This window comes from Agitococcus lubricus (genome assembly GCF_003051055.1).
Lineage (GTDB): Bacteria > Pseudomonadota > Gammaproteobacteria > Pseudomonadales > Moraxellaceae > Agitococcus > Agitococcus lubricus.
Window position 1 is genome coordinate 81,329 of record NZ_QAON01000014.1, and the last position, 23,161, is coordinate 104,489.

At 43.9% G+C, this 23,161-nt stretch carries 21 protein-coding genes; 13 read left to right on the plus strand and 8 right to left on the minus strand.

The features are described from left to right. Positions 1-126 precede the first annotated feature (126 nt). The 7 genes from C8N29_RS13020 to C8N29_RS13050 all read right to left on the minus strand — a co-directional run bounded on the left by C8N29_RS13020 (position 127) and on the right by C8N29_RS13050 (position 8,841). Positions 127-1,002: an SPOR domain-containing protein gene (locus C8N29_RS13020; RefSeq protein ID WP_170106987.1), complete on the minus strand. Its 876-nt coding sequence runs from the start codon at positions 1,000-1,002 to the stop codon at positions 127-129. A 120-nt stretch (positions 1,003-1,122) separates the two neighbouring features. Next, positions 1,123-2,904 (minus strand): arginine--tRNA ligase, encoded by a 1,782-nt coding sequence (gene argS / locus C8N29_RS13025; protein WP_107866506.1) that lies wholly within the window; start codon positions 2,902-2,904, stop codon positions 1,123-1,125. A 94-nt stretch (positions 2,905-2,998) separates the two neighbouring features. Further along, positions 2,999-5,203 carry a primosomal protein N' gene (locus tag C8N29_RS13030; protein ID WP_107866507.1) on the minus strand — a complete coding sequence of 735 codons (2,205 nt, stop codon included), beginning with the start codon at positions 5,201-5,203 and terminating at the stop codon, positions 2,999-3,001. Between the two features lie 102 nt (positions 5,204-5,305). After that, complete coding sequence (locus tag C8N29_RS13035) at positions 5,306-6,325, minus strand: M14 family zinc carboxypeptidase (protein WP_107866508.1); 1,020 nt, start codon at positions 6,323-6,325, stop codon at positions 5,306-5,308. A 72-nt stretch (positions 6,326-6,397) separates the two neighbouring features. Continuing rightward, a complete protein-coding gene (locus C8N29_RS13040) occupies positions 6,398-6,919 on the minus strand; it encodes a hypothetical protein (RefSeq protein ID WP_107866509.1) in 522 nt (173 codons plus the stop codon). A 139-nt stretch (positions 6,920-7,058) separates the two neighbouring features. Beyond that, the gene (gene corA, locus C8N29_RS13045; protein WP_107866510.1) at positions 7,059-8,009 is read right to left on the minus strand and encodes a magnesium/cobalt transporter CorA; all 951 of its coding nucleotides are present in this window, start codon (positions 8,007-8,009) and stop codon (positions 7,059-7,061) included. Positions 8,010-8,142: 133 nt separating this feature from the next. After that, complete coding sequence (locus tag C8N29_RS13050) at positions 8,143-8,841, minus strand: ComF family protein (RefSeq protein ID WP_107866511.1); 699 nt, start codon at positions 8,839-8,841, stop codon at positions 8,143-8,145. A 90-nt stretch (positions 8,842-8,931) separates the two neighbouring features. Here C8N29_RS13050 and bioB point away from each other — a divergent pair, with 90 nt between their 5' ends. The 7 genes from bioB (at position 8,932) to C8N29_RS13085 (ending at position 15,512) form a co-directional block, all read left to right on the plus strand. Continuing rightward, positions 8,932-9,948, plus strand: a complete 1,017-nt coding sequence (bioB, locus tag C8N29_RS13055) for a biotin synthase BioB (protein ID WP_107866512.1) — start codon at positions 8,932-8,934, stop codon at positions 9,946-9,948. A gap of 123 nt (positions 9,949-10,071) precedes the next feature. Further along, positions 10,072-11,244: an 8-amino-7-oxononanoate synthase gene (bioF, locus tag C8N29_RS13060; protein WP_107866513.1), complete on the plus strand. Its 1,173-nt coding sequence runs from the start codon at positions 10,072-10,074 to the stop codon at positions 11,242-11,244. After that, positions 11,237-12,013 carry an alpha/beta fold hydrolase gene (locus C8N29_RS13065; protein ID WP_107866514.1) on the plus strand — a complete coding sequence of 259 codons (777 nt, stop codon included), beginning with the start codon at positions 11,237-11,239 and terminating at the stop codon, positions 12,011-12,013. The genes bioF and C8N29_RS13065 overlap by 8 nt, the downstream gene beginning before the upstream one ends. After that, a complete protein-coding gene (gene bioC / locus C8N29_RS13070) occupies positions 11,997-12,770 on the plus strand; it encodes a malonyl-ACP O-methyltransferase BioC (RefSeq protein ID WP_170106988.1) in 774 nt (257 codons plus the stop codon). The genes C8N29_RS13065 and bioC overlap by 17 nt, the downstream gene beginning before the upstream one ends. Further along, complete coding sequence (locus C8N29_RS13075; protein ID WP_107866516.1) at positions 12,763-13,329, plus strand: hypothetical protein; 567 nt, start codon at positions 12,763-12,765, stop codon at positions 13,327-13,329. The genes bioC and C8N29_RS13075 overlap by 8 nt, the downstream gene beginning before the upstream one ends. Continuing rightward, complete coding sequence (gene bioD, locus C8N29_RS13080) at positions 13,330-14,004, plus strand: dethiobiotin synthase (protein WP_107866517.1); 675 nt, start codon at positions 13,330-13,332, stop codon at positions 14,002-14,004. A gap of 125 nt (positions 14,005-14,129) precedes the next feature. Beyond that, entirely contained in the window at positions 14,130-15,512 is a 1,383-nt protein-coding gene (locus tag C8N29_RS13085) for a C13 family peptidase (RefSeq protein ID WP_107866518.1), read from the plus strand. A 59-nt stretch (positions 15,513-15,571) separates the two neighbouring features. Here the strand turns inward: C8N29_RS13085 and C8N29_RS13090 are convergent, their stop codons facing one another. Continuing rightward, positions 15,572-16,060, minus strand: a complete 489-nt coding sequence (locus C8N29_RS13090) for a DUF4124 domain-containing protein (RefSeq protein ID WP_170106989.1) — start codon at positions 16,058-16,060, stop codon at positions 15,572-15,574. Between the two features lie 610 nt (positions 16,061-16,670). Here C8N29_RS13090 and C8N29_RS13095 point away from each other — a divergent pair. The 6 genes from C8N29_RS13095 to C8N29_RS13120 all read left to right on the plus strand — a co-directional run bounded on the left by C8N29_RS13095 (position 16,671) and on the right by C8N29_RS13120 (position 22,785). Then, positions 16,671-18,395: an acetolactate synthase 3 large subunit gene (locus C8N29_RS13095; RefSeq protein ID WP_107866520.1), complete on the plus strand. Its 1,725-nt coding sequence runs from the start codon at positions 16,671-16,673 to the stop codon at positions 18,393-18,395. A 2-nt stretch (positions 18,396-18,397) separates the two neighbouring features. Further along, complete coding sequence (ilvN, locus tag C8N29_RS13100; RefSeq protein WP_107866521.1) at positions 18,398-18,889, plus strand: acetolactate synthase small subunit; 492 nt, start codon at positions 18,398-18,400, stop codon at positions 18,887-18,889. A 144-nt stretch (positions 18,890-19,033) separates the two neighbouring features. Continuing rightward, a complete protein-coding gene (gene ilvC / locus C8N29_RS13105) occupies positions 19,034-20,050 on the plus strand; it encodes a ketol-acid reductoisomerase (protein WP_107866522.1) in 1,017 nt (338 codons plus the stop codon). Between the two features lie 284 nt (positions 20,051-20,334). Then, complete coding sequence (gene pssA, locus C8N29_RS13110) at positions 20,335-21,147, plus strand: CDP-diacylglycerol--serine O-phosphatidyltransferase (RefSeq protein WP_107866523.1); 813 nt, start codon at positions 20,335-20,337, stop codon at positions 21,145-21,147. Between the two features lie 25 nt (positions 21,148-21,172). Further along, on the plus strand, positions 21,173-22,180 hold the full coding sequence (msrP, locus tag C8N29_RS13115; RefSeq protein ID WP_107866524.1) for a protein-methionine-sulfoxide reductase catalytic subunit MsrP: 1,008 nt from the start codon (positions 21,173-21,175) through the stop codon (positions 22,178-22,180). Beyond that, positions 22,180-22,785: a protein-methionine-sulfoxide reductase heme-binding subunit MsrQ gene (locus C8N29_RS13120; RefSeq protein ID WP_107866525.1), complete on the plus strand. Its 606-nt coding sequence runs from the start codon at positions 22,180-22,182 to the stop codon at positions 22,783-22,785. Before msrP ends, C8N29_RS13120 begins: the two co-directional genes overlap by 1 nt. The last annotated feature ends 376 nt before the right edge of the window (positions 22,786-23,161 follow it).

Sequence of the window (23,161 nt, forward strand, 5' to 3'; positions counted from 1 at the left end):
CGTATAAGAAGTTTTATACGCTTATATTCGATGGATAGTATGAATAAATAAGATGCGCTGCAAGTAAAAATCGCGATATAGGGAGAGAGTTGAGAGTTTTGATTACTCTTGTGAATGAGGTGATATTTACTTAGCCTTGACCATTAAATTATCAATGCCTTCGCCGCGTAAAGTGCCACTCGCGGCGACGGCTTTCTCTTTGCCATTAAACGGGCCTACCACGACACGATACCAGTCTTCACCGGGTTTGACCGTGACTTTTTGTACTTTGACGGGTAAACCAGACATCATAATTTCGGCACGACGACGGTCGGCTTCGGCAGAGTTTTTGAAAGAGCCTGCTTGTAGGTTGTAACGGGTTTTATCTTTATTTTCTGCCTCTTTCGCTTGGTTTTCTTGCGTTTTTTGGGCAGTCGCTTTAGCTTCTTTGTCTTTATTGGTTTTATCTTGTGCTAGTTTTTCGGCTTTAGCTTTTTCTTTTTGTTTATCTTCGGCCTTAGTTTTTTCGGTTTTTTCAGTTTTGTGACTACGTTCAGTGTTAGCGGTGACAGACTTTTTGTTGTCAGCATCAAGAGATGTTGGTTTTTCAGCACTTTTTGCATTCTCTATTGGCGTTTTTTGAGTCTCCATGACGGGCTTAGAGGGCTGATTGGTGGACGTTTTAGCAGTGGGGGTGTCGGACTCTTTAGGCAATGCCGATTCGGGTGTCGAGACTTTTTGACTGGGTAATAAGGTATAAAAGTCAAAACGTGGCTCACCTGTAGGGGTGGCGTTAGCGGCGGAGGTAGTCGTTTCTGGCATGGCCACAGGTGCAGGTTTTTGTACGGGTTTCCAAGGTTGCCATAAATACAAAACAAATGCCCCAAACAAACCTACAGCCACCCCAAACCCGACCAGCAACCAGCTCGGTAATAATCCTTGTGTCGAGGGTGTCGAGGGCGTGACGCTTTTAGCTATGTTGCGTGTTGCGCCTTGGGGTTTCTTTTTGCCGTACTTAAACACAATATGCCTCATCGCTGTTAGGGGGAAATTGTCCCCCACAAATTACAAGCTCATTATACAAAGCCTTATCCTGTTGCTCGTGCGAATAGTCTAACAACACAACAAAGGTTGGCTTGGCGTTTACATTTTTTCGGGTGCAGAAACGCCTAAAAGTTGTAAACCATTGGCCAACACTTGTTTAACGGCCAAACTTAAGAACAACCGCGCTTGACGAATTTGCGCGTCATCATGTAACACCATGTGGTCGTTATACCAGCCATGAAACTGACTGGCTAAATCTTTTAAGTAGTTTGAAACATGGTGCGGCTCATACGCTACGGCGGCTTGTTGTAATACCTCAGGGTAAGCGGCGAGTTTTTTTACTAAGTCCCGTTCGACTTCTAAACTCAGTGCAGATAAAGCCTCTTGCCCCTCGGCAATACTAAAACGTAGACCTTTTTCTTGCAGTTTATCAAACACACGGCAAATACGCGCATGTGCATATTGAATATAATACACAGGGTTATCTTTACTTTGTGATTTAGCTAAATCTAAATCAAAATCAATATGTTGTTCGCTCTTACGGGTAATATAATAAAAACGAGCCGCATCATTACCCACTTCGTCACGCAGTTCGCGTAGCGTAATAAATTGTCCCGAACGCGAGGACATTTGTACTTGTTCACTGCCGCGCCATAAGGTGACAAACTGTACTAACAATACGTCTAATTTATTGGCATCTAAACCTAAAGCCGTAATCGCCGCTTTAACCCGTGTAATATAGCCGTGGTGGTCTGCACCCCAAATATTGACGATTTTGTCTAAACCACGTTCGTATTTGTTTAAGTGATAGGCAATGTCAGAAGCAAAGTAGGTGGCTTGACCATTATCACGGACAACAACACGGTCTTTTTCATCACCAAAGTCGGTGGATTTAAACCATAACGCGCCACCTTTCTCATAAATAAAACCATTATCTTGTAAGCGTTTAACGACTTTATCAATTGAGCCATCATCCGCTAAGGTCTTTTCGGAGAACCATTGGTCGTAGCTAACGCCAAAGCCTGCTAAATCGTCTTTAATATCATCTAAAATGCTATCTAAGGCAGCACGGAAAAACACGTTATAGCCTTCTGCCCCTAACACGCGACGGCTGTTATCAATTAAGCCATCAATATGGGCTTCTTTATCCCCACTGATAACCTCGCCAGCGTCATTTTTGACTTCATCGGCAGGAACGTCCATAAAAATGGCGTTAATATCATGTTGCCATTGTGTGCCATGTGCTGAAATGACTGTTTTGGCAATATCAAAAATATAGTCGCCTTTGTAACCATTGGAAGGAAACTTAAATTCTGCGCCATTAAGCTGCAAATAACGCAAGAAGGTACTGGTGGCTAAAATAGCCATCTGACGACCAGCATCGTTCACATAGTATTCACGTTCAACCTGATAACCAATGGCTTCCAATAAGTTGGCAACGGTCATGCCATAAGCTGCGCCACGACCATGACCCACGTGTAGTGAAGACGTGGGATTTGCCGAGACAAATTCTACTTGTATTTTTTGTTGTTGACCGTATTGGCTGCGACCGAATTGGTGTTGTTGCTCAAGAATAGTATTTAATACGGCAAACTCAGCTTGGGCTGGTAAATAAAAATTGATAAAACCTGGCCCTGCAATCTCAATTTTACTAATGATTGTATTGTGTGGGAGCGCATCAACAATTTTTTGTGCTAGGTCGCGTGGTTTTAAGCCTGCTGCTTTGGCGGCTACCATGGCCAAATTACTCGCCCAGTCGCCGTGACTATTATCGCGGGTACGTTCTAAGGTGCTTTTGTTCACCCAATCAATGGGGATGACTTGTTGTTGCTGTAATTGCTGTAGCGCGGAGTCTAATAAGGCTTGGAGCTGATTTTTCATAGCAGGCTAAACGGGGTAATTAAAAACAAGTTGTCGATTCTACCGAAATTTTCGCTAATGTTAATAAAATTGTTGGACAACTTGTAGGGATTTCTTAACTCAGCTCTTGGGGGTCAACATCTATAGACCAGCGTACGCGTTTAATATCGGGTAATTCAGCGATTTTGCCTAGCCAAATACTCAAAAAACGCTGCAATACGGGTCGCTGTGGGCTTTTAATCAGTAAATGTGCACGAAAGATACCCGCTTTTTTGGCTAAAGGTGCAGGAATTGGCCCCCAAAATTCTGGGCAGTCGGGCAAGTTCATGCCACAACTCACCGCACTACTCAAAAACTCCAGTGCGGTTTCTGGATAGTTAGCTTCGGCACGAAGTAAGGCTAAATAGCCATATGGCGGGAGAGCGAGTGCTTGCCGCTCGGCTAAGGCTAAGTCTACAAAACCTTGATAGCCCGTTTGTAAGAGTTGTTGTAAAAGTGGGTGTTCAGGTTGATGGGTTTGTAATAATACCAAGCCCGCTTTGTGAGCGCGGCCAGCTCGACCTGCAACTTGAGTAATCAATTGTGCCACCCGCTCGCTGGCTCGAAAGTCAGCACCAAATAAACCACTATCGGCTTCTAACAGTGCGACTAAGGTGACATTCGGAAAATGATGCCCTTTGGCTAACATTTGTGTACCGACTAAAATCGCTGCTTTGTCACTGTCTATGGCTTGATATAATTCGTGCCAGCTATCTTTACGGCGGGTGCTGTCGCGGTCGATACGATGGATAGGCGTATGAGGAAATAATTGTTGTAAGGCTTCTTCAATCCGTACTGTGCCTGCACCGACGGCAAACAGTTGTTCTTTGTGACAATCGGGGCAGTGTTTGGGAGGCAGTTGACTAAATCCGCAATGATGACAATGTAAACGTAAAGGCTGACGGTGTAGGGTGGTGCGCGCGTCACAACGTGGACATTTGGCTTGCCAACCGCAGTCGTGGCACATCAACACAGGGGCAAAACCGCGCCTGTTCAAAAAAATAAGTACCTGTTCTTTGGCGTGGAGTCGTTGTTGAATGGCCTCTTGTAGGGCAGGGCTTAGACCGTCTTTGAGTTTTTGCCCCCGTAAATCAATCAGTTTAACGGGGGTTTCTTGGTGACTGATGGCACGTTGTTGTAGTGCTAATAGCTGGTAACGTCCCGTTTTGGCGTTGGCAATGCTTTCTAAACTGGGTGTGGCCGAACCAAGCACCACAGGGCAATGGCTAAATTGCGCGCGTAGAATGGCCAAATCACGGGCATGGTAACGGAATCCATCTTGTTGCTTAAACGATAAATCGTGTTCTTCGTCTACAATCACTAAGCCTAAATTCGGCATCGGGGTAAAGACGGTTGAGCGTGTACCAATGACAATAGCGGCTTGTCCTAAGTACGCCCGTCGCCATGCACGTAGGCGTTCACGCTCGGTTAAACCTGAATGCAGCATGACAATATCCACGGCAAAACGCGCACGAAAACGTGCAACGGTTTGCGGGGTCAGGCCAATTTCAGGGACTAAAATCAGGGCTTGTTGGTGATTGGCAAGACAACTGGCAATCGTTTGTAAATAGACTTCGGTTTTACCACTGCCAGTTACACCGTCTAACAAAAAAACCTTAAATGCGCCCAAATGTTGGCTAATGGCGTTAATGGCTTGTTGTTGGTGGGGATTGGCGACTAAAGGCGATTCGGCATAATGTAAACTGGGTTTCTCGATTTTTCGTTGTAACTGGCCAAATTCTTCTGCCCAACCTTTTTTCCGCAGTGCCAATAGGGTATCGCGGCGAATGCCTAAATGGAGCAAAAAATCTTCACTAATCCCGTGATGATGGTGCATTTCCAAGGCTTTCCATGCGTGTTGCTGTTTAGAGGAGCGACTGACCTGTGTGGCGCTTAAGCCTTCGGCGGCGGGTGTTAAGCGCCAATGACTTAAATTGTCGTAAAGGGCTTCTCCTTGACGCAGTAAGGTTGGCAAGGCACTGCTAAATACATCGCCAATCGGATGTTGATAATACTGTGCTGCCCACGTGAGTAATTGCATCATATAGCTTGGAAATAGGGCATGCTCATCTAATAATTGCCGTGCGGCTTTAATTTTCTCTGGTGGGGAGTCAGTTTCCTCACTGACCGATAACACAATACCCACCATCTCCCGCTGTCCAAAAGGCACTAATACCCGTGACCCTACCGCAGGTTGCTGAGTAAAGCTGGCGGGTAGGCTGTAATCAAAGGTTTTACGAAGCGGCACGGGCAAAGCAACGTGCAAATACAGGCGTGGCATCTCTTGTCATCATCTGTCTGTAGAGCAAGCAGCTATTGTACATGAGTGTATGCCTGATAGTGGGAGAGAATATCAGCGCATAAAAGACGCAAGGTGTCGCACTTAGTTGGATTGATACCAACGCATGAGGCCTGCTTGTTGATACGGTTCTCGTTGGGTGCTATCGGGTAACCAGCGTTGATACGATGCGGTGGCACGCAGTAAAAAGTCAAACAAGGTTAAATGCCGTCTTAATACCCGTGTTAAACGATGCGGTAAAATGGGATTAAAATGACCAAACCATGAAAAAAGTTGACGCGGATTTTTCTTCACCCATAACCATGACCCCATTTCTAAGGTAAAAGGTAAAAAGACGTGAGCAGGGTATTGGCTACGTTGTTGGTCGTACAAATAATCCCATAAATCACCATGCGTGGTGTAGTTTAAGGATTGTGGCTCCATTAAGTAGAAATCGTGATTAGGGTAGGTTTTATTAAAAATTTCGCGTAGTGCAACGGCTTCGGCTAAATGATACGGAGGACGTTTATGTGCTGCATACGGAAACCAAATGCGGTCGCGTAAACCAAAACCCGAGTGGCAATCCATCGCTAAGGCAAAAGGATGTGGCAATAACTGCTGTTGTACGGTATTTATCAGAAGTTGAGATTCAATTTCCAGTTGCGAAGGATTACCTCTATACCAAGGCAAATGCTTAGAGAGACGTTGTCCACCTAAAGGCCATGCGGTAAACCCTTGTGCATTAACAGGCGCATTACGCATCAAATCGACGCCATTAGGGTTAGCGCGCTGTTGTAAATACAAACCGCCGACGTTCAATAAAGGAATACAAACCAGCCGTACATTATCTAATAATTGCAGTAAGCTATCATCCCATTGACAACGGATGAGCAAACTTTCTAACCATGCTAATAATACTTGGCTACCAATTTTCTCCATCCCATGCACGCCCGCAAATAAGCCCAAGACGGGTAAATGAGGAGCGGGATTACCTAATTCTAAACGCCAAATGGCTAGGCTCTGGCGAGCTACCGAAATGTGAGCCAATGGACTAGCGCGCACCCAGTTAGGGTAACGACTGATAAGTTGTTCGAGCTGAGACAGTTCAGGGAGAGCGTTTGACATGGCCAATAAACGTCCAAAAAATTGCCGTCAGTATGACGGCAATAGATGACGTTTTCACGACAGCAGAGGTCTTTAATAACGTAAACCTAAACCAACAGAGACATTATCTAAATAATGGCGATTGTCGTATTTTTCGGCTGAAAATAAGACTACCCAACGGTTATTGGGATAGTTTTCATAACGCGTGGGTAGGCTTAAATCGAGTTTCATCAGGTGACGTGCTAAAACCCATAAATAGGCTAGGTCATTTTCACTGCGAAAACGATACAACTCACCTTCTGTCCCAAAGCCATATTGCAGTTGGGCATAGCGTTTGTAGCCAGAGCCAATATAGACATTAAAGATGGGGTCATCTGTCCCTTCGGGAAAGTAGACAAAGCCACCCCCTTGGTTAAAAAAATCACGCGAATATACGGCATCACCGCCAATGCCCCAACCAGGGGTATGCGTGCTATGTAAACTTTGAGTGGCAAAGCCAGTAATGGTGAGCGCCGAGTTGTAATCAGGAAACTGAATAGGGCGGTCGGCGGCAGTTGCCTGAAAAGCACAAGTTGCAAGGGCAACTGTCGTTAGTTTTTTTAATAAGGAAGGCATGGCAAACGTTCCGTGCAAGCAAAAAAGTCGGGCTGATTATGCCGTTTTTCCGCGCTTTAGGCTATGCCATTACTGAATATAGACACAAAACTGCTAACATAGGCACGTATTTAGGATGAATTGCTCGGCGAATAGCGGCTTATAACCAACCGCGACGACGAAAATACCAAAAGGGTAAGGCGGCAGAAATCACCATCAGCATCAAGGCATAGGGGTAACCCAATTGCCATTTCAGTTCGGGCATCAAGTCAAAGTTCATTCCATACACACTGGCAATCATGGTGGGAGGTAAAAACATCACCGAAGCCACCGAGAAAATTTTAATGATTTTGTTTTGGTTGACGTTAATAAAGCCCAATGTGGTGTCGAGTAAGAATTTAATCTTATCAAACAAAAAGGAGCTATGGGCAATCAAGGACTCCGAGTCGCGGATAATGTCGCGTAAGCGTTCACTTTGTTCGGCATTTAGCATGCCCGCGCGTAAGAGCAAATAAAGCATCCGTTGTAAGTCCATCATCGAAATACGTACTTTCCCGTTGATGTCTTCTTGGGTTGCAATATCGGTCAACAAGGATTCCATGTCGTCGTTTTCGGCGTTGCCCAACACCTGACGACTGGTTTCTTCGAGGTCGGCATGTACTCGTTCCAAAATGTCCGCTAAGTTTTCAACCTTAGTTTCAAATAAACCCAACAAAATAGATTTAGAGTTGTTGATATTGACTAGGCCTTTGCGGCCACGCATACGAAACAAACGAAACGCAGCTAATTCTTCTTCACGCAGGGTAAACAAACGGTCGCCATTAAAAATAAAGGCCGCAGAAATATTTTCGGGGTTGTTGTCGGCATAATTTAAGAAATACGAGCTAATGTGTAAGCCATATTCATTTTCATAAAAGCGTGAGCTGGCCTCAATTTCGTATAAATCGTCAATGGTTGGTAATTCTTGACCATAGGCAATACGCAGCCAATCCCGTTCTTCTTCGGTGGGATTGATTAAATCGACCCAAATGACTTCTGTTCCCAAATCGGTGGCGGCATTGATAGCAATTTGCTCGAGTGCGCCTTTGTTGAGAGAAAAAGCCATTAGCATAAGATAGGCTCACACGAAAACGAAAAAAGAAGCGGGCAGGCCTATGGTGAGCATAGCACCCTGTATCAGCGCGCTATTGTACTCACAAAATCTGTTGCTGTGGGTATTTTCCTTGTTGAAAAGCGTATGCGCTTTAATGACCCTGCTTATCGGGTGTACGGGCAATTGTCCAAACTTGAATCTGGCGCACGCCGTGTTCGCGCAATACATACGCTAAGGCCTTAGTGGTCGCGCCTGTGGTCATTACATCATCTATCAGGGCGACATGTGTGTAATGAAGTGGGGAGCTAAGTGTAAAATGTTGACTCATGTTATCTAGACGTTGCTGTTTGTTGAGTTTCTTCTGCGCCAAGTTTTTACCGACCACATCAATACTGTGGCTATCAATAGGCAAATGCAGTGTTTTTGCCAGTGATTTAGCGAGTTCTACACTTTGGTTAAAACCGCGTTGACGCAGCTTCTCGGCATGCGCAGGCACGGGAATCAGCACTTCGGGTAAAGGGATGCCAAGACGCTGTAACCGTTGCACCAACAAATGACTGAAACAGTCGTTAAATGCGAGTTGGTGTTGATTTTTGAATTGACTAATTAAGGCATCGACTGGAAAACTATAGTGGCAAGCACTGACACAGTGACTAAATGGCCAATCTTCGGCACGGCATGCACAGGCACTGTCAGGATAAAGCGGTAAACCACACTGTAAACAACTGTGTTTAATGTGTGGTAAATCATAAAAACAGCCACGGCAAAAGCCATATTTATCGGCAAAGTGATACTGACACACGACACATCGTGTACGTGGAAACAGTAATTGATTAAAAAATAATCTCATGTAAACTTTTCTATCCTTAAAAAGTTGACGATAGTCCATTAAAACGGCAGTATCGGGCGTATAGAGCTAATTTTTAGGATGATATCGAAAATGACGACTTTACGCCACGATTGGAATCGCGCTGAGTTACGCGCTTTGTTTGACTTACCCTTTAATGATTTGTTATTTCAAGCGCAAACCGTCCATCGTCAGCATTTTGACCCTAATGCGGTGCAAGTGAGTACCTTATTGTCCATTAAAACGGGTGCTTGCCCTGAAGACTGTAAATACTGTTCGCAGTCAGGTCATTACGATACAGGTTTAGATAAAGAAAAATTATTAGAAATCGAAAAAGTGGTCCAAGAAGCACAAGCAGCCAAAGATAAAGGTGCAAGCCGTTTTTGTATGGGCGCAGCATGGCGTAGTCCACGCGATAAAGATATGCCTTATGTGTTGGAAATGGTGAAGCGCGTTAAAGGTTTGGGTTTAGAAACCTGTATGACTTTGGGTATGTTAGCGCCCGAACAAGCGCAAGCCTTGGGTGAGGCAGGCTTGGATTATTACAATCACAATTTAGATACCTCACCTGAATATTACGGCAAAATTATTACCACGCGTAGTTATAACGACCGTTTAAATACCTTGGCTAATGTCCGTGACGCAGGCATTAAAGTGTGTTCGGGTGGAATTATTGGCATGGGCGAAAAACGTGAAGACCGTATTGGCTTGTTAATGGAATTGGCGAATTTACCTGCTCATCCTGATTCTGTGCCAATTAATATGTTGGTCAAAATTGCAGGCACACCACTAGGTGATGTAGAAGATTTAGAGCCGTTTGAGTTTGTGCGTACCATTGCGGTGGCGCGGATTTTGATGCCTAAATCTTTTGTGCGTTTGTCGGCAGGCCGTGAAAAAATGAATGAGCAATTACAGGCTTTATGTTTTTTTGCTGGCGCAAATTCGATTTTTTATGGTGAAAAGCTGTTAACCACCAGTAACCCCGAAACTCACGCTGACCGTTTGTTGTTTGAAAAATTGGGTATGAATGCCTTGCAAGTCGAAACAACCGTGGCCGATAGTTTGCCTGTTGCCAAAAAGGCGTTGTGGAAAGATGCGATGGCGGTGTGATGATGTTCCCTCTCCTAATTTAGGGGAGGGTTAGGGTGGGGTTATTTGTTGTCGCAAATATACCCCCTCCCATCCTCCCCCTAAATTAGGGGGAGGGGTAAATTCTTAAACTGGTTTAGATAGATGTCTCTTACCCACTTCAACCTCACCACCAAACTCCTCGAACGCCATCAACAACAGCGTTTTCGGCAATGCAAAACCCATGACTCTCCTCAAAGTGCGACGTTAATTCATCAAGGCCAAACCTATCTCAATTTTTCGAGTAATGATTATTTAGGTCTAGCCAATCATCCCTTAGTTAAAAAAGCCTTTATTCAATCAGCCGAGCAAGATGGTGTTGGTAGTGGTGCAGCACATTTGGTTTGTGGTCATCATCGCCAACATCAAGCCCTTGAAGAAGAATTAGCCGCTTTTTGCCAACGTCCAGCAGCGTTATTATTTTCAACGGGTTATATGGCTAATTTGGGGGTGATAAATGCTTTAGTGGGGCGTGGCGATGCAGTCTTTGAAGACCGTTTGAACCATGCTTCTTTATTAGATGGTGGTTTAAGCAGCGGTGCGCGTTTTAGTCGTTATCAACATAATGATGTTGACGATTTGCAGCAAAAACTACAAGCGAATGACAGCCTGAAAAAATTAGTGCTTACTGATGCCGTGTTTAGCATGGATGGTGATCTTGCTCCATTACCTCAATTAATTGCTTGTTGCCAACAGCAACAGGCGGCCTTAATGATTGATGATGCTCACGGTTTTGGCGTGTTGGGTAACACAGGTGCAGGTACAAGCGAACATTTTGGCTGTACGGTGGATGATGTCCCCATTTATATGGCCACCTTGGGTAAAGCGGTGGGGACGTTTGGTGCATTTGTCGCGGGTAGCCAAGAGTTGATTGATTATTTGCGCAATTTTGCCCGACCCTATATTTATACCACTGCCTTACCGCCTGCCATTGCAGCCGCCACACGACAAAGTTTGCGTTTAATTGCTCAAGAAACATGGCGACGCGAACAATTACAAGCGCATATTCAAATTTTTAGACAACAGGTTTTAGCACAAGGTTGGTCATTAATGGCCAGCGATACCGCGATTCAACCGTTGCTAGTGGGTGATGAGCAACGCGCCTTACAGTTAAGTCAGGCTTTGGCTGATAAAGGTTTTTGGGTGACAGCGATTCGTCCTCCGACCGTGCCTGTTGGCGAGTCGCGCTTAAGAATTACCTTAACCGCTGCTCATAAAACGGCAGATGTGCAAGCGCTGATTAATGCCTTAGCGGAGTTGAGGACAAACGATGTCTAAATTAAGTGTACGCCACTATTCACAAAAACCATTAGACATTGTGCTCATTCATGGTTGGGGTTTGCATAGTGGCGTATGGCAAAAATTGATTGAATATTTACAAACCTTTGCCAACATTACGGTGATTGATAGAGCAGGTTATGGCCACAGTCAAATAATGAGCCATGAAGATGAATTAAATGAGATTTTAGCGAATTGTCCACCTAAAGCAGTGTACATAGGTTGGTCATTGGGTGTCAGTGTGATTTTGCAATTGGCCACTCAGCATCCGCAACGTGTACAAGCGATTGTCGCATTAGCTGCCGACCCTTGTTTTGTCGCACGTAACGATTGGCCGTATGCAATGCCTATAGAAACTTTTCAGCAGTTTCAACAAGATACCGAAGAAAACGCCTATACCGCTTTATTGCGTTTTATGGGGCTACAAACACAAGGCTCAAACACACAACGTCAAGACATGCGTTTTTTACAACAACTTTTGGCGCAACACCCCATACCTCATCATCTACAGCTCTTACAAGGTTTAACCGATTTAGCCCAAGATTATCGGCCTTTAGTAGAAAAGATTCGTTGTCCGATGTTATGGGTATATGGTGCAAAAGATAAATTGGTAAATATAGATGTTGATGCCTTATTGGCGCTTAACTCTCAAATTACTTTTGGTTCATTGGCTGATGCAGCACACGTTTTATTGTTGTCGCACCCTGAACCTTTAAGCGACATGATAATCCGTTTTTTGCGTGGTAATGGGTATGACGATGCTGTTTAATGAGCGGATTGCTCAGCGTTTTGCGGCGGCGGCTCAACATTATGACGAGCAAGCAATTGCTCAACGCCAATCGGCAGCCTATTTATTAGCAGAGATGAATTGTGCAGGAACAGTATTAGATGTGGGGTGTGGTACAGGTTGGCTAACGCAGCAAATTGCACAACAAGCCAATGTCGAACAAGTCTTTGCCTTAGATATTGCTCCAGATATGCTTTTTTCGCCTTACTTGCACAATGATAAAATTTTAAAAATACAAGCAGATGCCAGTTGTTTACCCATACAAAATCACAGTATTGATATGGTAGTAAGCAATTTTGCTTTGCAATGGCTCACTGAGCCGAGTGTATTTGTTGGTCATTTACAGCGAATATTGCGTCAAGGTGGGCAGTTTGCCTTGGCCTTGCCGGTACACGGAACCTTGTGCGAAGTTGAGCAAGCGTGGCGTGCGGTGGATAATAAGCCACATATTAATGCATTCTATACAGCAGAATATTGGATAAACTTGTTGCAGCTACAAGGGTTTACGATTGTGAAGCAACAACAACAAGCTTTTTTTCAATATTACGATAGCACCAAAGAGTTGCTCAAAAGTCTAAAAACCATTGGTGCTAATGAATTACAGCAAACGCGACGACAAGGTTTAATGACGCGCCAACAATTTGCCACGTTAGCACAAGCGATGGAACTTTATCGCCACGAGCAAGGGCTGCCGTTACGTTATCAAGTATTACATGTTTGGGGATATAACTATGCCTAAAATGATTAGTGAGCGAGAGGATTTTGCCTTAGAAAATCCCGAAGATAATCGTCTGAGTACTACGCAGTTTTTAGCTAAAAAACCTCAAATGTTGCAAGTAGGGCAATGGCCATTATTAAGAGTGGGTAATGTTATTCGTTTTATTGAACATGGTGAGACGCTATATCATGTGAAATTAGAATTAAAACATAAAGAGTTTTGGCACAGCCCAATGCAAATTGTCCAAGTAGAAGTATGGCGACAAGTCGGTGCAGGCGACAAAGTACATGGTTTGCCCAAGGCAGTATTTTTTGGTTATTTACTACAAGAGTATGGTGCAATTGTCAGCGATTATTTACATACTGATAGTGGTAAACGCTTTTGGTTAGACCGTTGTGCTGAAGCTATTAATTATGGGTATCACGTTTATTTTGGTGATTATGCCAATCGACAGCTAGATGAGGTACATAATCGTAGTGAATTACTTGCCCTGTATGACACCTGTTGGGGTGGTGAGCGCAAACATGAATATAGACGTATGGCGGTTTTATCTCGTCAAAATTTTATGGTAGAGACTTAAATGCCCACTTATTTTATTGCAGGCACAGATACGCATATTGGCAAAACCACCATCGCCTGTGCGTTGTTAGCTAAGGCTCAACAACACGGTTTAAGCACGTTAGGGATAAAACCGATTGCTTCAGGTTGTGAGATGACGGATGACGGTTTGCGTAATAGTGACGCTTTAGCCTTGCAAGCGCAAAGCAGCATAAAAGTGCCCTATCAAGAAATTAATCCTGTGACCTTGGCTGAGCCTTTGTCACCACATATTGCCGCACAACGCGCCAATAAACGTTTAACGATCAATCAATTAGTCGGTTATACCCGCGCCACCTTAAGTCATCGTCCACAGTTTGCGGTAGTTGAAGGGGCAGGTGGATGGCGTGTGCCAATCAGTGACCGAGAGCTATTATCGGCTTTACCGAAAGAATTAAAGTTACCTGTGGTCTTAGTGGTGGGCATGCGTTTGGGTTGTCTGAATCATGCCATTTTAACCGCAGAGGCCATTGCGAAAGATGGTTTACGTTTGGCAGGGTGGGTAGCTAATTGTATCGACCCAGAAATGGCCGCTTTAGAAGAAAATATAAACACGCTAAAACGTATGTTGCCTGCACCCTGTTTGGGGGTTGTGTCATACCAAACTGCATGTGTTGAAAGTATAAATATCGCTCAAGGCTTAACCTTGCCAGAATAAAAATGCCCTTGTATTCAATGCCCCTGTGTGACGAGACCCCGCGCTAACAGATTAGCGCCAAATAAGTTTTGCTTTTTCAGACGACGGATTGCTATTATCCGCGCAGCTTTTTTGGATTAACTGCTATGTCTCAGTGGCCCTTTGGCCGTTTTCTACGTTCATTTTGCCAAAATTTTTTAGCCTCGCTGATGATGCTCTTAGGCTTAAAACGTGCTTTTCACTATTTGCATCCTACGCCTGTACAATTTTTAACCTTGTTATTGGGCAGTTTATTAACCAGTCTCAGTTTTGACTTAATCAGTGAAGGCTTGAACGGCGAATTACAGCCTGTGGGTTTTGCAGCCTATCTTATCCCACCCTTTTTATTATTAGTGGTGGGTATTTTTATGGCACAGCGTTATGGAGTTTGGCGTTTTATTTTATCGCCTGTCATTTTATGGCTTGCTGCCGATATTATTGTGGGGTCTTTACAAACGACAATCCAATGGATAGGTCAAAAAGGGTGGTTACCCGCAGGTTCTGATTTATGGGTGCCCTATATTTATCCTGTCTTATTTGCATGGCCAACAGCGGCATTGATGTTTTTATTTGGTCGTCAACTGGCATGGCAATGGTGGTTACGTCTTATTAATATCACGCTGGCCGTGAGTGTGTTATTTGCATGGTTTACGACATTCTCAGACCAACGCTTATGGTATAGCGTGGAAACAGTTGTGCCTGAAGCCCCGCCTCATATAACCGAAGAAGCAGCCTTTTATGTCCAACCCTTATTACTCAATCGTGCTTTAGCACAATTACAAGAGGGTAATGTCGGTCGAACAGATTGGTATTTCTTGGGCGTAGGCGGAGCGGCTTATCAACGCGTATTTAGACGTGAAGTAGAGTCTATACAAGGCCTATTTGATACACGGTTTACCACAACGGGTCATTCCTTAGTACTCATCAACGATGATGACACCACACTCAGTCAACCCATTGCCACACGCACGAGTATTAGTAAAGCGCTAGAAGCGATTGGCAAAAAGATGAATAAAGACGAAGATGTTTTATTCTTGTTTTTAACCTCACACGGTAGCTCTGATGGGGTATTTGAACTCAGCCATGAACCCTTACAAATACAAAGTTTGACGCCACAGTGGTTACGAGACGAATTAGATAAAGCCGATATTCGTTGGCGCGTCGTGGTCATTTCTTCGTGTTATTCGGGGGCGTTTATTCCCGCTTTACAAAATAGCAGCAGCCTGATTATTACCGCAGCCGAAGCCACTAAGGCTTCTTTTGGTTGTACGGATGATGCGGATTTTACCTATTTTGGCCGTGCCTTTTTTGATGAAGCGTTACGTCAAGAACACTCGTTGATAGACGCCTTTCGCGCCGCTAAAGACATTATTGCAATGCGTGAACAAGAGGAAGGATTTACCCCCTCACAGCCGCAGTTATCCTTAGGGGCAGACATGGAAAAGCAGTTGCCTAAGTTTGAGCAAGAACTGTTTCCACCTGAAGATTAATCTAGAAAACTCTCCGCTGTAGACACTCAATCCGTGCATACAGGGGAGAGAGGTAGGTCTTATTTTTCGCAGAAGGCTTTAATAGAACGGTTAGTTTCGTCTAATTTACTGGTTCGTTCTTCTTCAGACAGTGTACGGACTTCGCCTTTTTCATCTTGAATACGAATGCGGCCACCCTTATCAGATAAGGCAGACGCATCTTGTTTTAATTTAGCACAACGTTCTTTGTATTGTTCGGGCGCATCATTAGCTGCCATTTTCTCGCCAACTTTTTTCACGCCTTCTTTGCTATCTTTTTTGTCTTCATCTAATTTGGCTTTGGCCGCGCTACGTTGTTTTTCTAAGTTGGTAATGGCATTAGCGCTGTCGCTTGGCACACGGGTACTGACGTTGACGGTTTGTGTTTTTAGCTTGGTAGTATCATCGGGCGGGCTTTGTGAGTAGTGAGTGACGCCTTTTTCATCTACCCACTTAAAAAATTGGTCGCCTGCATGAGCATTAAACATCACACTGGTAAAAAGACTGATTGTTATTAGCGTTTTTTTCATCTGCCATTTGCTCCCATCATGGGCAAAACGATATGGGCATGACATGGTGCTTACAAGCCAAGTGACGCATGTCAACGGAAAATAATGGGCTAGAGTCTGTAGATGAGTCGTCAGACCCTACTCAATAGATAGCTATGATGATAGCAGATCCACTGGTTTTGCCTCTATATCTATTCAAAACACTATAGCCGCTTTCGAGCCACTTGATAAGTCAGCCAACAAGCCTAAACGCCAATTCCATCAATATGCTGACAAAAAAATACAAAGAAGATGAGCCAAGACAAAGACTAGGCAATGAGAAGACCGTCTTTTTTACAGATGGATTAGATTAAGACTTGACAGAAGCCCTGTGAACATCAAAAATGCTTCCCTTTTTAGTGGCGAGATTGTTGGCCAACAAGTCACCCTCTTGTTGAACACAATCATGGCAACGCGCTGCTTAAGTTGGCCGAACGCAATTTAGGCATACACACTCGTCAAATATAATTAGTGACAAACCCGTCCTAAGACGCTAGGTATTGACCCCAATACATGCAAAACGAGTCAAGCAAAGCCCCCCTAGTTTTATCTATACAGACACTCGCGTCTGTAATCTTTAAGGGTGATAGTCGTGGAACTTTTATCTGGTGGTGAAATGCTTATCCGCGCCCTCGCTGATGAGGGAGTGGAGTTTATCTTTGGGTACCCAGGTGGTGCAGTATTGCATATTTATGATGCAATTTTTCAGCAAGACCGTGTTAAGCATATTTTAGTGCGTCATGAGCAAGCCGCAGGTCACATGGCCGATGGTTATTCGCGTTCAACAGGCAAAACGGGGGTGGTCTTAGTCACTTCTGGGCCGGGTGCTACCAATACGGTGACGCCGATTGCAACGGCTTATATGGACTCTATCCCGATGGTGATTATTTCGGGACAAGTACCGTCACATCTCATTGGTGAAGATGCCTTCCAAGAAACCGATATGGTGGGGATTTCGCGTCCAATCGTGAAGCATAGCTTTCAAATCCGCCATGCGTCTGAAATTCCAGCCGTGGTTAAAAAAGCCTTTTATTTGGCTGCTTCTGGTCGTCCAGGCCCTGTGGTTATTGATATTCCTAAAAACTGTACCGCACCTAACGAGAAATTCCCTTACGAATATCCCGAAAAAGTGAAGTTGCGTTCGTACAATCCTCCTAGTCGTGGTCATGCAGGGCAGATTAAAAAGGCAGTGGATGAGTTAATTCAAGCCAAACGCCCGATTATTTACACAGGCGGTGGGGTAGTACAAGGCAATGCCTCAGCCTTACTCACCGAATTAGCGCAGTTACTCAACTATCCTGTCACTAACACCTTAATGGGCTTAGGTGCATACCCAGGTTCTGACCGTCAATTCGTTGGGATGTTAGGCATGCACGGCACCTACGAAGCCAACATGACCATGCACCATGCAGACTTAATTTTGGCGATTGGTGCCCGTTTTGATGACCGTATCACCAATAACCCGAAAAAATTCTGCCCACAAGCCAAAGTCATTCATATTGATATTGACCCAGCAACCATTTCTAAAACTATCACAGCGCATATTCCCATTGTGGGGGCTGTAGAGCCTGTATTGGCAGAAATGTTAGCGCAGTTAAAACAAATGGGTGTGAATAAGCCCAATCCAGACGCAATTGCCGCTTGGTGGAAACAAATTGATGCATGGCGTGCACATCATGGCTTGCGTTATGAACCTGCGCAGCCGGGTGAAATGAAGCCACAACAAGTCGTTGAAATGTTGTACAAAGTCACAGAAGGTAAAGCCATTGTCACCTCTGACGTGGGTCAACACCAGATGTTTGCTGCCTTGTACTACAAATATGACCGTCCACGTCAATGGATTAACTCAGGTGGCTTGGGCACGATGGGCTTTGGATTACCTTCGGCAATGGGTTGTGTCATGGCCTTTCCTGAAGAGACCGTTGTTTGTATTACAGGCGAAGCCTCGATTCAAATGAATATCCAAGAGTTATCAACCTGTTTGCAATATAACTTGCCAGTCAAAATTGTTAACTTAAATAACCGTTCTTTAGGGATGGTGAAACAATGGCAAGATATGCAGTACGAAGGTCGTCACTCCAATTCTTATATGGACTCTTTGCCTGATTTTGTCAAATTGGTCGAAGCCTATGGCCACGTTGGCATGAAAATCACCGATGCAAACGAACTAGAAAGCAAAATGCGCGAAGCCTTTGCCATGAAAGACCGTTTGGTATTTATGGATATTTATGTTGACCAATTCGAACACGTGTATCCGATGTTGATTGCCAACCAATCCATGCGCGATATGTGGTTATCGAAAACGGAGCGTACTTAATCATGCGCCATATTATTTCTGTATTAATTGAAAACGAAGCGGGCGCATTGTCACGTTTGGTCGGTTTGTTTAGTCAACGTGGTTACAACATCGAGACCTTAACCGTTGCCCCGACTGACGATGCTACTTTGTCGCGTTTAACCTTAACTACATCAGGCGATGACCACAAAATTGAGCAAGTCACCAAACAGCTCAATAAATTGGTTGAAGTCGTCAAAGTGGTCGACTTAAGCGAAGGTGAGCACATTGAGCGTGAGTTGATGCTGATTAAAGTCAAAGCGACGGGTGCAATCCGCGCTGAAATCAAACGCACCGCAGACATTTTCCGTGGCCAAATTGTGGATGTGACCTCCACAACGTATACCATTCAATTAGCGGGTACTTCCGACAAACTGGATGCCTTTATTGAGGCCTTATCCGAAACCACGATTTTAGAAGTGGTACGCAGTGGCGTGTCGGGTATTGCACGTGGCGAGAAAGTATTAAGTATTTAATGTTACGCCTCCCTCTTATTAAGGGGGAGGTTGGGAAGGGGGATTTTAGACCCCACCCTGACCCTCCCCTAAATTTAGGGGAAGGAATCTATTCACCCCAATCAGAAAGCACGGTGCTTTCTTCGTTTTTATTGAGGAATTCTCATGCAAGTTTATTACGATAAAGATGCCGATTTATCTATCATTCGTGGCAAAAAGGTCACTATCGTTGGTTACGGTTCTCAAGGCCATGCTCATGCGCAAAACTTAACTGACTCTGGTGTTGACGTGACTGTTGGTTTGCGTAAAGGCGGTGCCAGCTGGAATAAAGTGGTTAATGCAGGCATTAAAGTTGCTGAAGTTGCCGAAGCGGTACAAGGCGCAGACGTTGTAATGATTTTGTTACCAGACGAAAACATTCCAGACGTATATCGTAATGACATCGAGCCAAATATTAAGCAAGGCGCAACTTTAGCGTTTGCTCATGGCTTTAACGTCCATTACAACCAAGTTGTACCACGTGCTGACTTAGACGTTATTATGGTTGCGCCAAAAGGTCCTGGCCACACGGTTCGTTCTGAATACTTAAAAGGTGGCGGTGTACCAAGCTTAATCGCTGTTTATCAAGACAAATCAGGTAATTCTAAACAAATCGCTTTATCTTATGCTGCTGCTAACGGCGGTACCAAAGGTGGCGTGATTGAAACTAACTTCCGCGAAGAAACCGAAACTGACTTGTTTGGTGAACAAGCTGTATTGTGTGGTGGCGCAGTTGAATTGGTCAAAATGGGCTTCGAAACTTTAACCGAAGCAGGTTATGCGCCAGAAATGGCCTATTTTGAATGTTTACACGAATTGAAATTGATTGTAGACCTCATGTATGAAGGCGGTATCGCTAACATGAACTACTCTATTTCTAACAATGCTGAATACGGTGAGTACGTGACTGGCCAACGTGTGATTAACACCCAAGCCCGCGAAGCGATGCGTGAATGTTTACGTAACATCCAAAACGGTGAATACGCAAAACGCTTCATTTTAGAAGGTCGTACAAACTACCCAGAAATGACAGCACGTCGTCGCTTAAATGCAGACCACCCCATCGAGAAAGTTGGTGCTCAATTACGTGCGATGATGCCTTGGATTCACAAAAACAAATTAGTTGACCAAACTCGCAACTAATTAATAAGCCACTTACTCATCGCATTTTACCAAGTATGATGAGTCAAGGTTTAAGAGAGCGTACTGCAAAACAGTACGCTTTTTTTATATATACGTACCGAACATAGAGCGTTTGAACATAACAAACTAAACCTATATGTGAAAAATTCTATGTCTGTAAAAGCGATTTTTTATTGTCAGTGTAACAAAGCCATACCTTTGATAGTCTAATCGTCAAGAAAGTCATAGCACCAAATGCAAATGCTGTTTATTATCAGCATTTTTCTAATGCTGAGTATTTGGGTATGCATAAGCCGACAGATGAACAAGATGATGACTATAACGGCATCACCTTTGAAGTAGTCGAAGAAGAAGCCAATGCAGAAGGTAAAAAGGTCAGAAATAAGGGTATTTACTTACTGCCAAACTTATTTACCACCGCTGCTTTATTTTCTGGGTTTTACGCCATTATTGCATCTATGCAAGGACGTTTTGAACCTGCGGCTATAGCCATATTTTGTGCAGCATTATTTGATGGCATGGATGGACGTGTAGCACGAATGACCAATACCCAAAGTGCGTTTGGGGAGCAATATGACTCCTTATCTGACCTCGTGTCGTTTGGTGTAGCACCCGCTTTATTAGTATTCAGCTGGAGTCTACAAACATTGGGTAAGTTTGGTTGGATTTGTGCCTTTATTTATACCGTATGTGCAGCCTTTCGTTTAGCACGTTTTAATGTTCAGATTGGCAGTGTTGATAAACGTTATTTTATTGGGTTGGCCAGTCCTTTAGCCGCAGCAATCATTGCCAGCATGGTCTGGGCGGGTTTTGACAACCAACTCGCTAATCGTGAACGCGAGCTAGCGATTGGGGCAGCAATGATTACGGTATTTACAGGCTTTTTAATGGTCAGTAACTTTAAGTTTTATAGCTTCAAAGAATTAGACCGTAGTCGTGTCCCGTTTGCCATGATGTTACCTATCGTCTTAGGTATGGGCATCATTAACTATAATTTACCGATTGGTCTGTTGGCTGTATCCGTTGTTTATGCTTTATCAGCACCGAGTACAGCCTTATGGTACAAATTACGTCCCAAAGCAGCCTCATCATCCTAGCGGCTTGGGGCAAAGGAGCATCGAGATGATTATTCGCTATTCCCAAACCAATGCCCCATTAAGCAGCGAAATCACCCCAGAAAGCATTTACCATGAGCGGCGTTCACTCCTAAAGAGTTTAGGGTACGTGGGCGCAAGTGCTTTGTTAAGCCCTTATATCGCACAAGCGGCAGAAAGTACCTATGTCGCAGCCCCCGAACGCTCAAATGTACCGACATGGCTCAAACAACAAATTCAGCAGAGACAGTTACAAGCTAACCGTACAGGCGAGGCATTGACTCCCTACGAATCAGTCAGTACCTATAATAATTTTTATGAATTTGGCTTAGACAAAAGTGACCCATCAGAAAAGGCGGGTAGTCTAAAAACCGAGCCGTGGACAGTGACTGTTGAAGGCTTATGTCAAAAGAAAGGGACATTTACGCTAGAGGATATAGTAAAGCCACATGCACTTGAAGACCGTATTTATCGTTTTCGTTGTGTAGAAGCATGGTCAATGGTTGTACCGTGGTTGGGTTTTTCGCTTGCAGACCTCATTAAACGCTTCCAACCCAGTGCTGAGGCAAAATATATAGAGTTCACAACCTTAGTGGACAAAACACAATTTCCTAATCAACGAACCAATGCGCTCGATTGGCCTTATGTTGAAGGCTTACGCTTAGACGAAGCGATGAATCCTTTAACCTTGATTGCAGTTGGTGTTTATGGCCGCAGTTTGCCTGCTCAGAATGGCGCACCCTTACGTTTGATTGTACCGTGGAAATATGGATTTAAAAGTATTAAATCGATTGTCAAAATTCGCTTTACGGCCACACAACCCAAAACGACATGGGCAATAATGGCACCACGGGAATACGGATTTTATGCCAATGTCAATCCTGCGGTAGACCATCCACGCTGGTCGCAAGCCCGTGAGCGACGCTTGCCTGCCAGTTTATTTAATCCGAATTGGCAACCAACTTTAGCGTTTAATGGATACAGTAAAGAAGTAGCTGCCATGTATCGTCATATGGATTTAAGGCAGTATTTTTAATGACGCAAAAGCAATGGATTGGCTATAGCAAGCCTCTGATTTTTTTATTGCTCTGTTTGCCTACGGTTTGGCTCGTATTATCCGCCTACCAGCAAAATTTGGGCGCAGACCCTGCCAAAAAACTCGTAGATGAAACAGGCTTATGGGCATTAAGAATATTGTTATTGTCCTTAGCCATGACCCCCTTCAGATATTGGACAGGTTCTGGGGTGTGGCTGCATTATCGTCGCATGTTGGGATTATTTGCATTTTACTATGTCGTTTTACATTTGCTCAGTTATACCTTTTTGCTGTTTGGTGCTAATTGGTCGTATCTCCAGCAAGAATTGACTAAACGACCCTACATTATTGTCGGTTTTAGTGCTTTTTTACTCTTAATCCCGTTAGCTTTAACATCAACTAAAAACTGGCAGCGACGTTTGGGGCAAAGATGGCGTAAGTTACATCAATTAGTTTACCTGATTGCCTTATTAGCCATGTTACATGTGATTTGGTTAAAAAAACTCGGTGTATGGGCTGTCTGGCCGTATGCCTTATGTTTATTCATTTTACTTGCCGAACGTATACGCCAATATCAACTTAAACAGCAAAACTCGTTCAAATAAGAGACAAAATGCGCTTTTTTTATACTTCATGGGTAAAAAATGAACGCTTGAAGATTTTATTTGAATAATCCTTTGACAACGCGAAAAAACTCTCTATAATTCGCCCCACTGAAACGCGCTACTAAATAAAAAATGTAGCAAAATCAATAAGTTAATAAAACTTAATGATTTTAAGAGCTAGAAAATTTAATTAAATTTTTGGCTTGACGTAAAGTAAAAACGCTGTAGAATGTGCAGCCCTGACGCGATGAACTGATTGAGAGATTGGTTGATTGAGTTGACTTAAGTAGAGATACTTGAGAAGTTCTTTAACAGATAGATAAGCAATTTGTGTGGATTTTTGCTGTTGATGATGATGTTAAAAAATTATCAATGG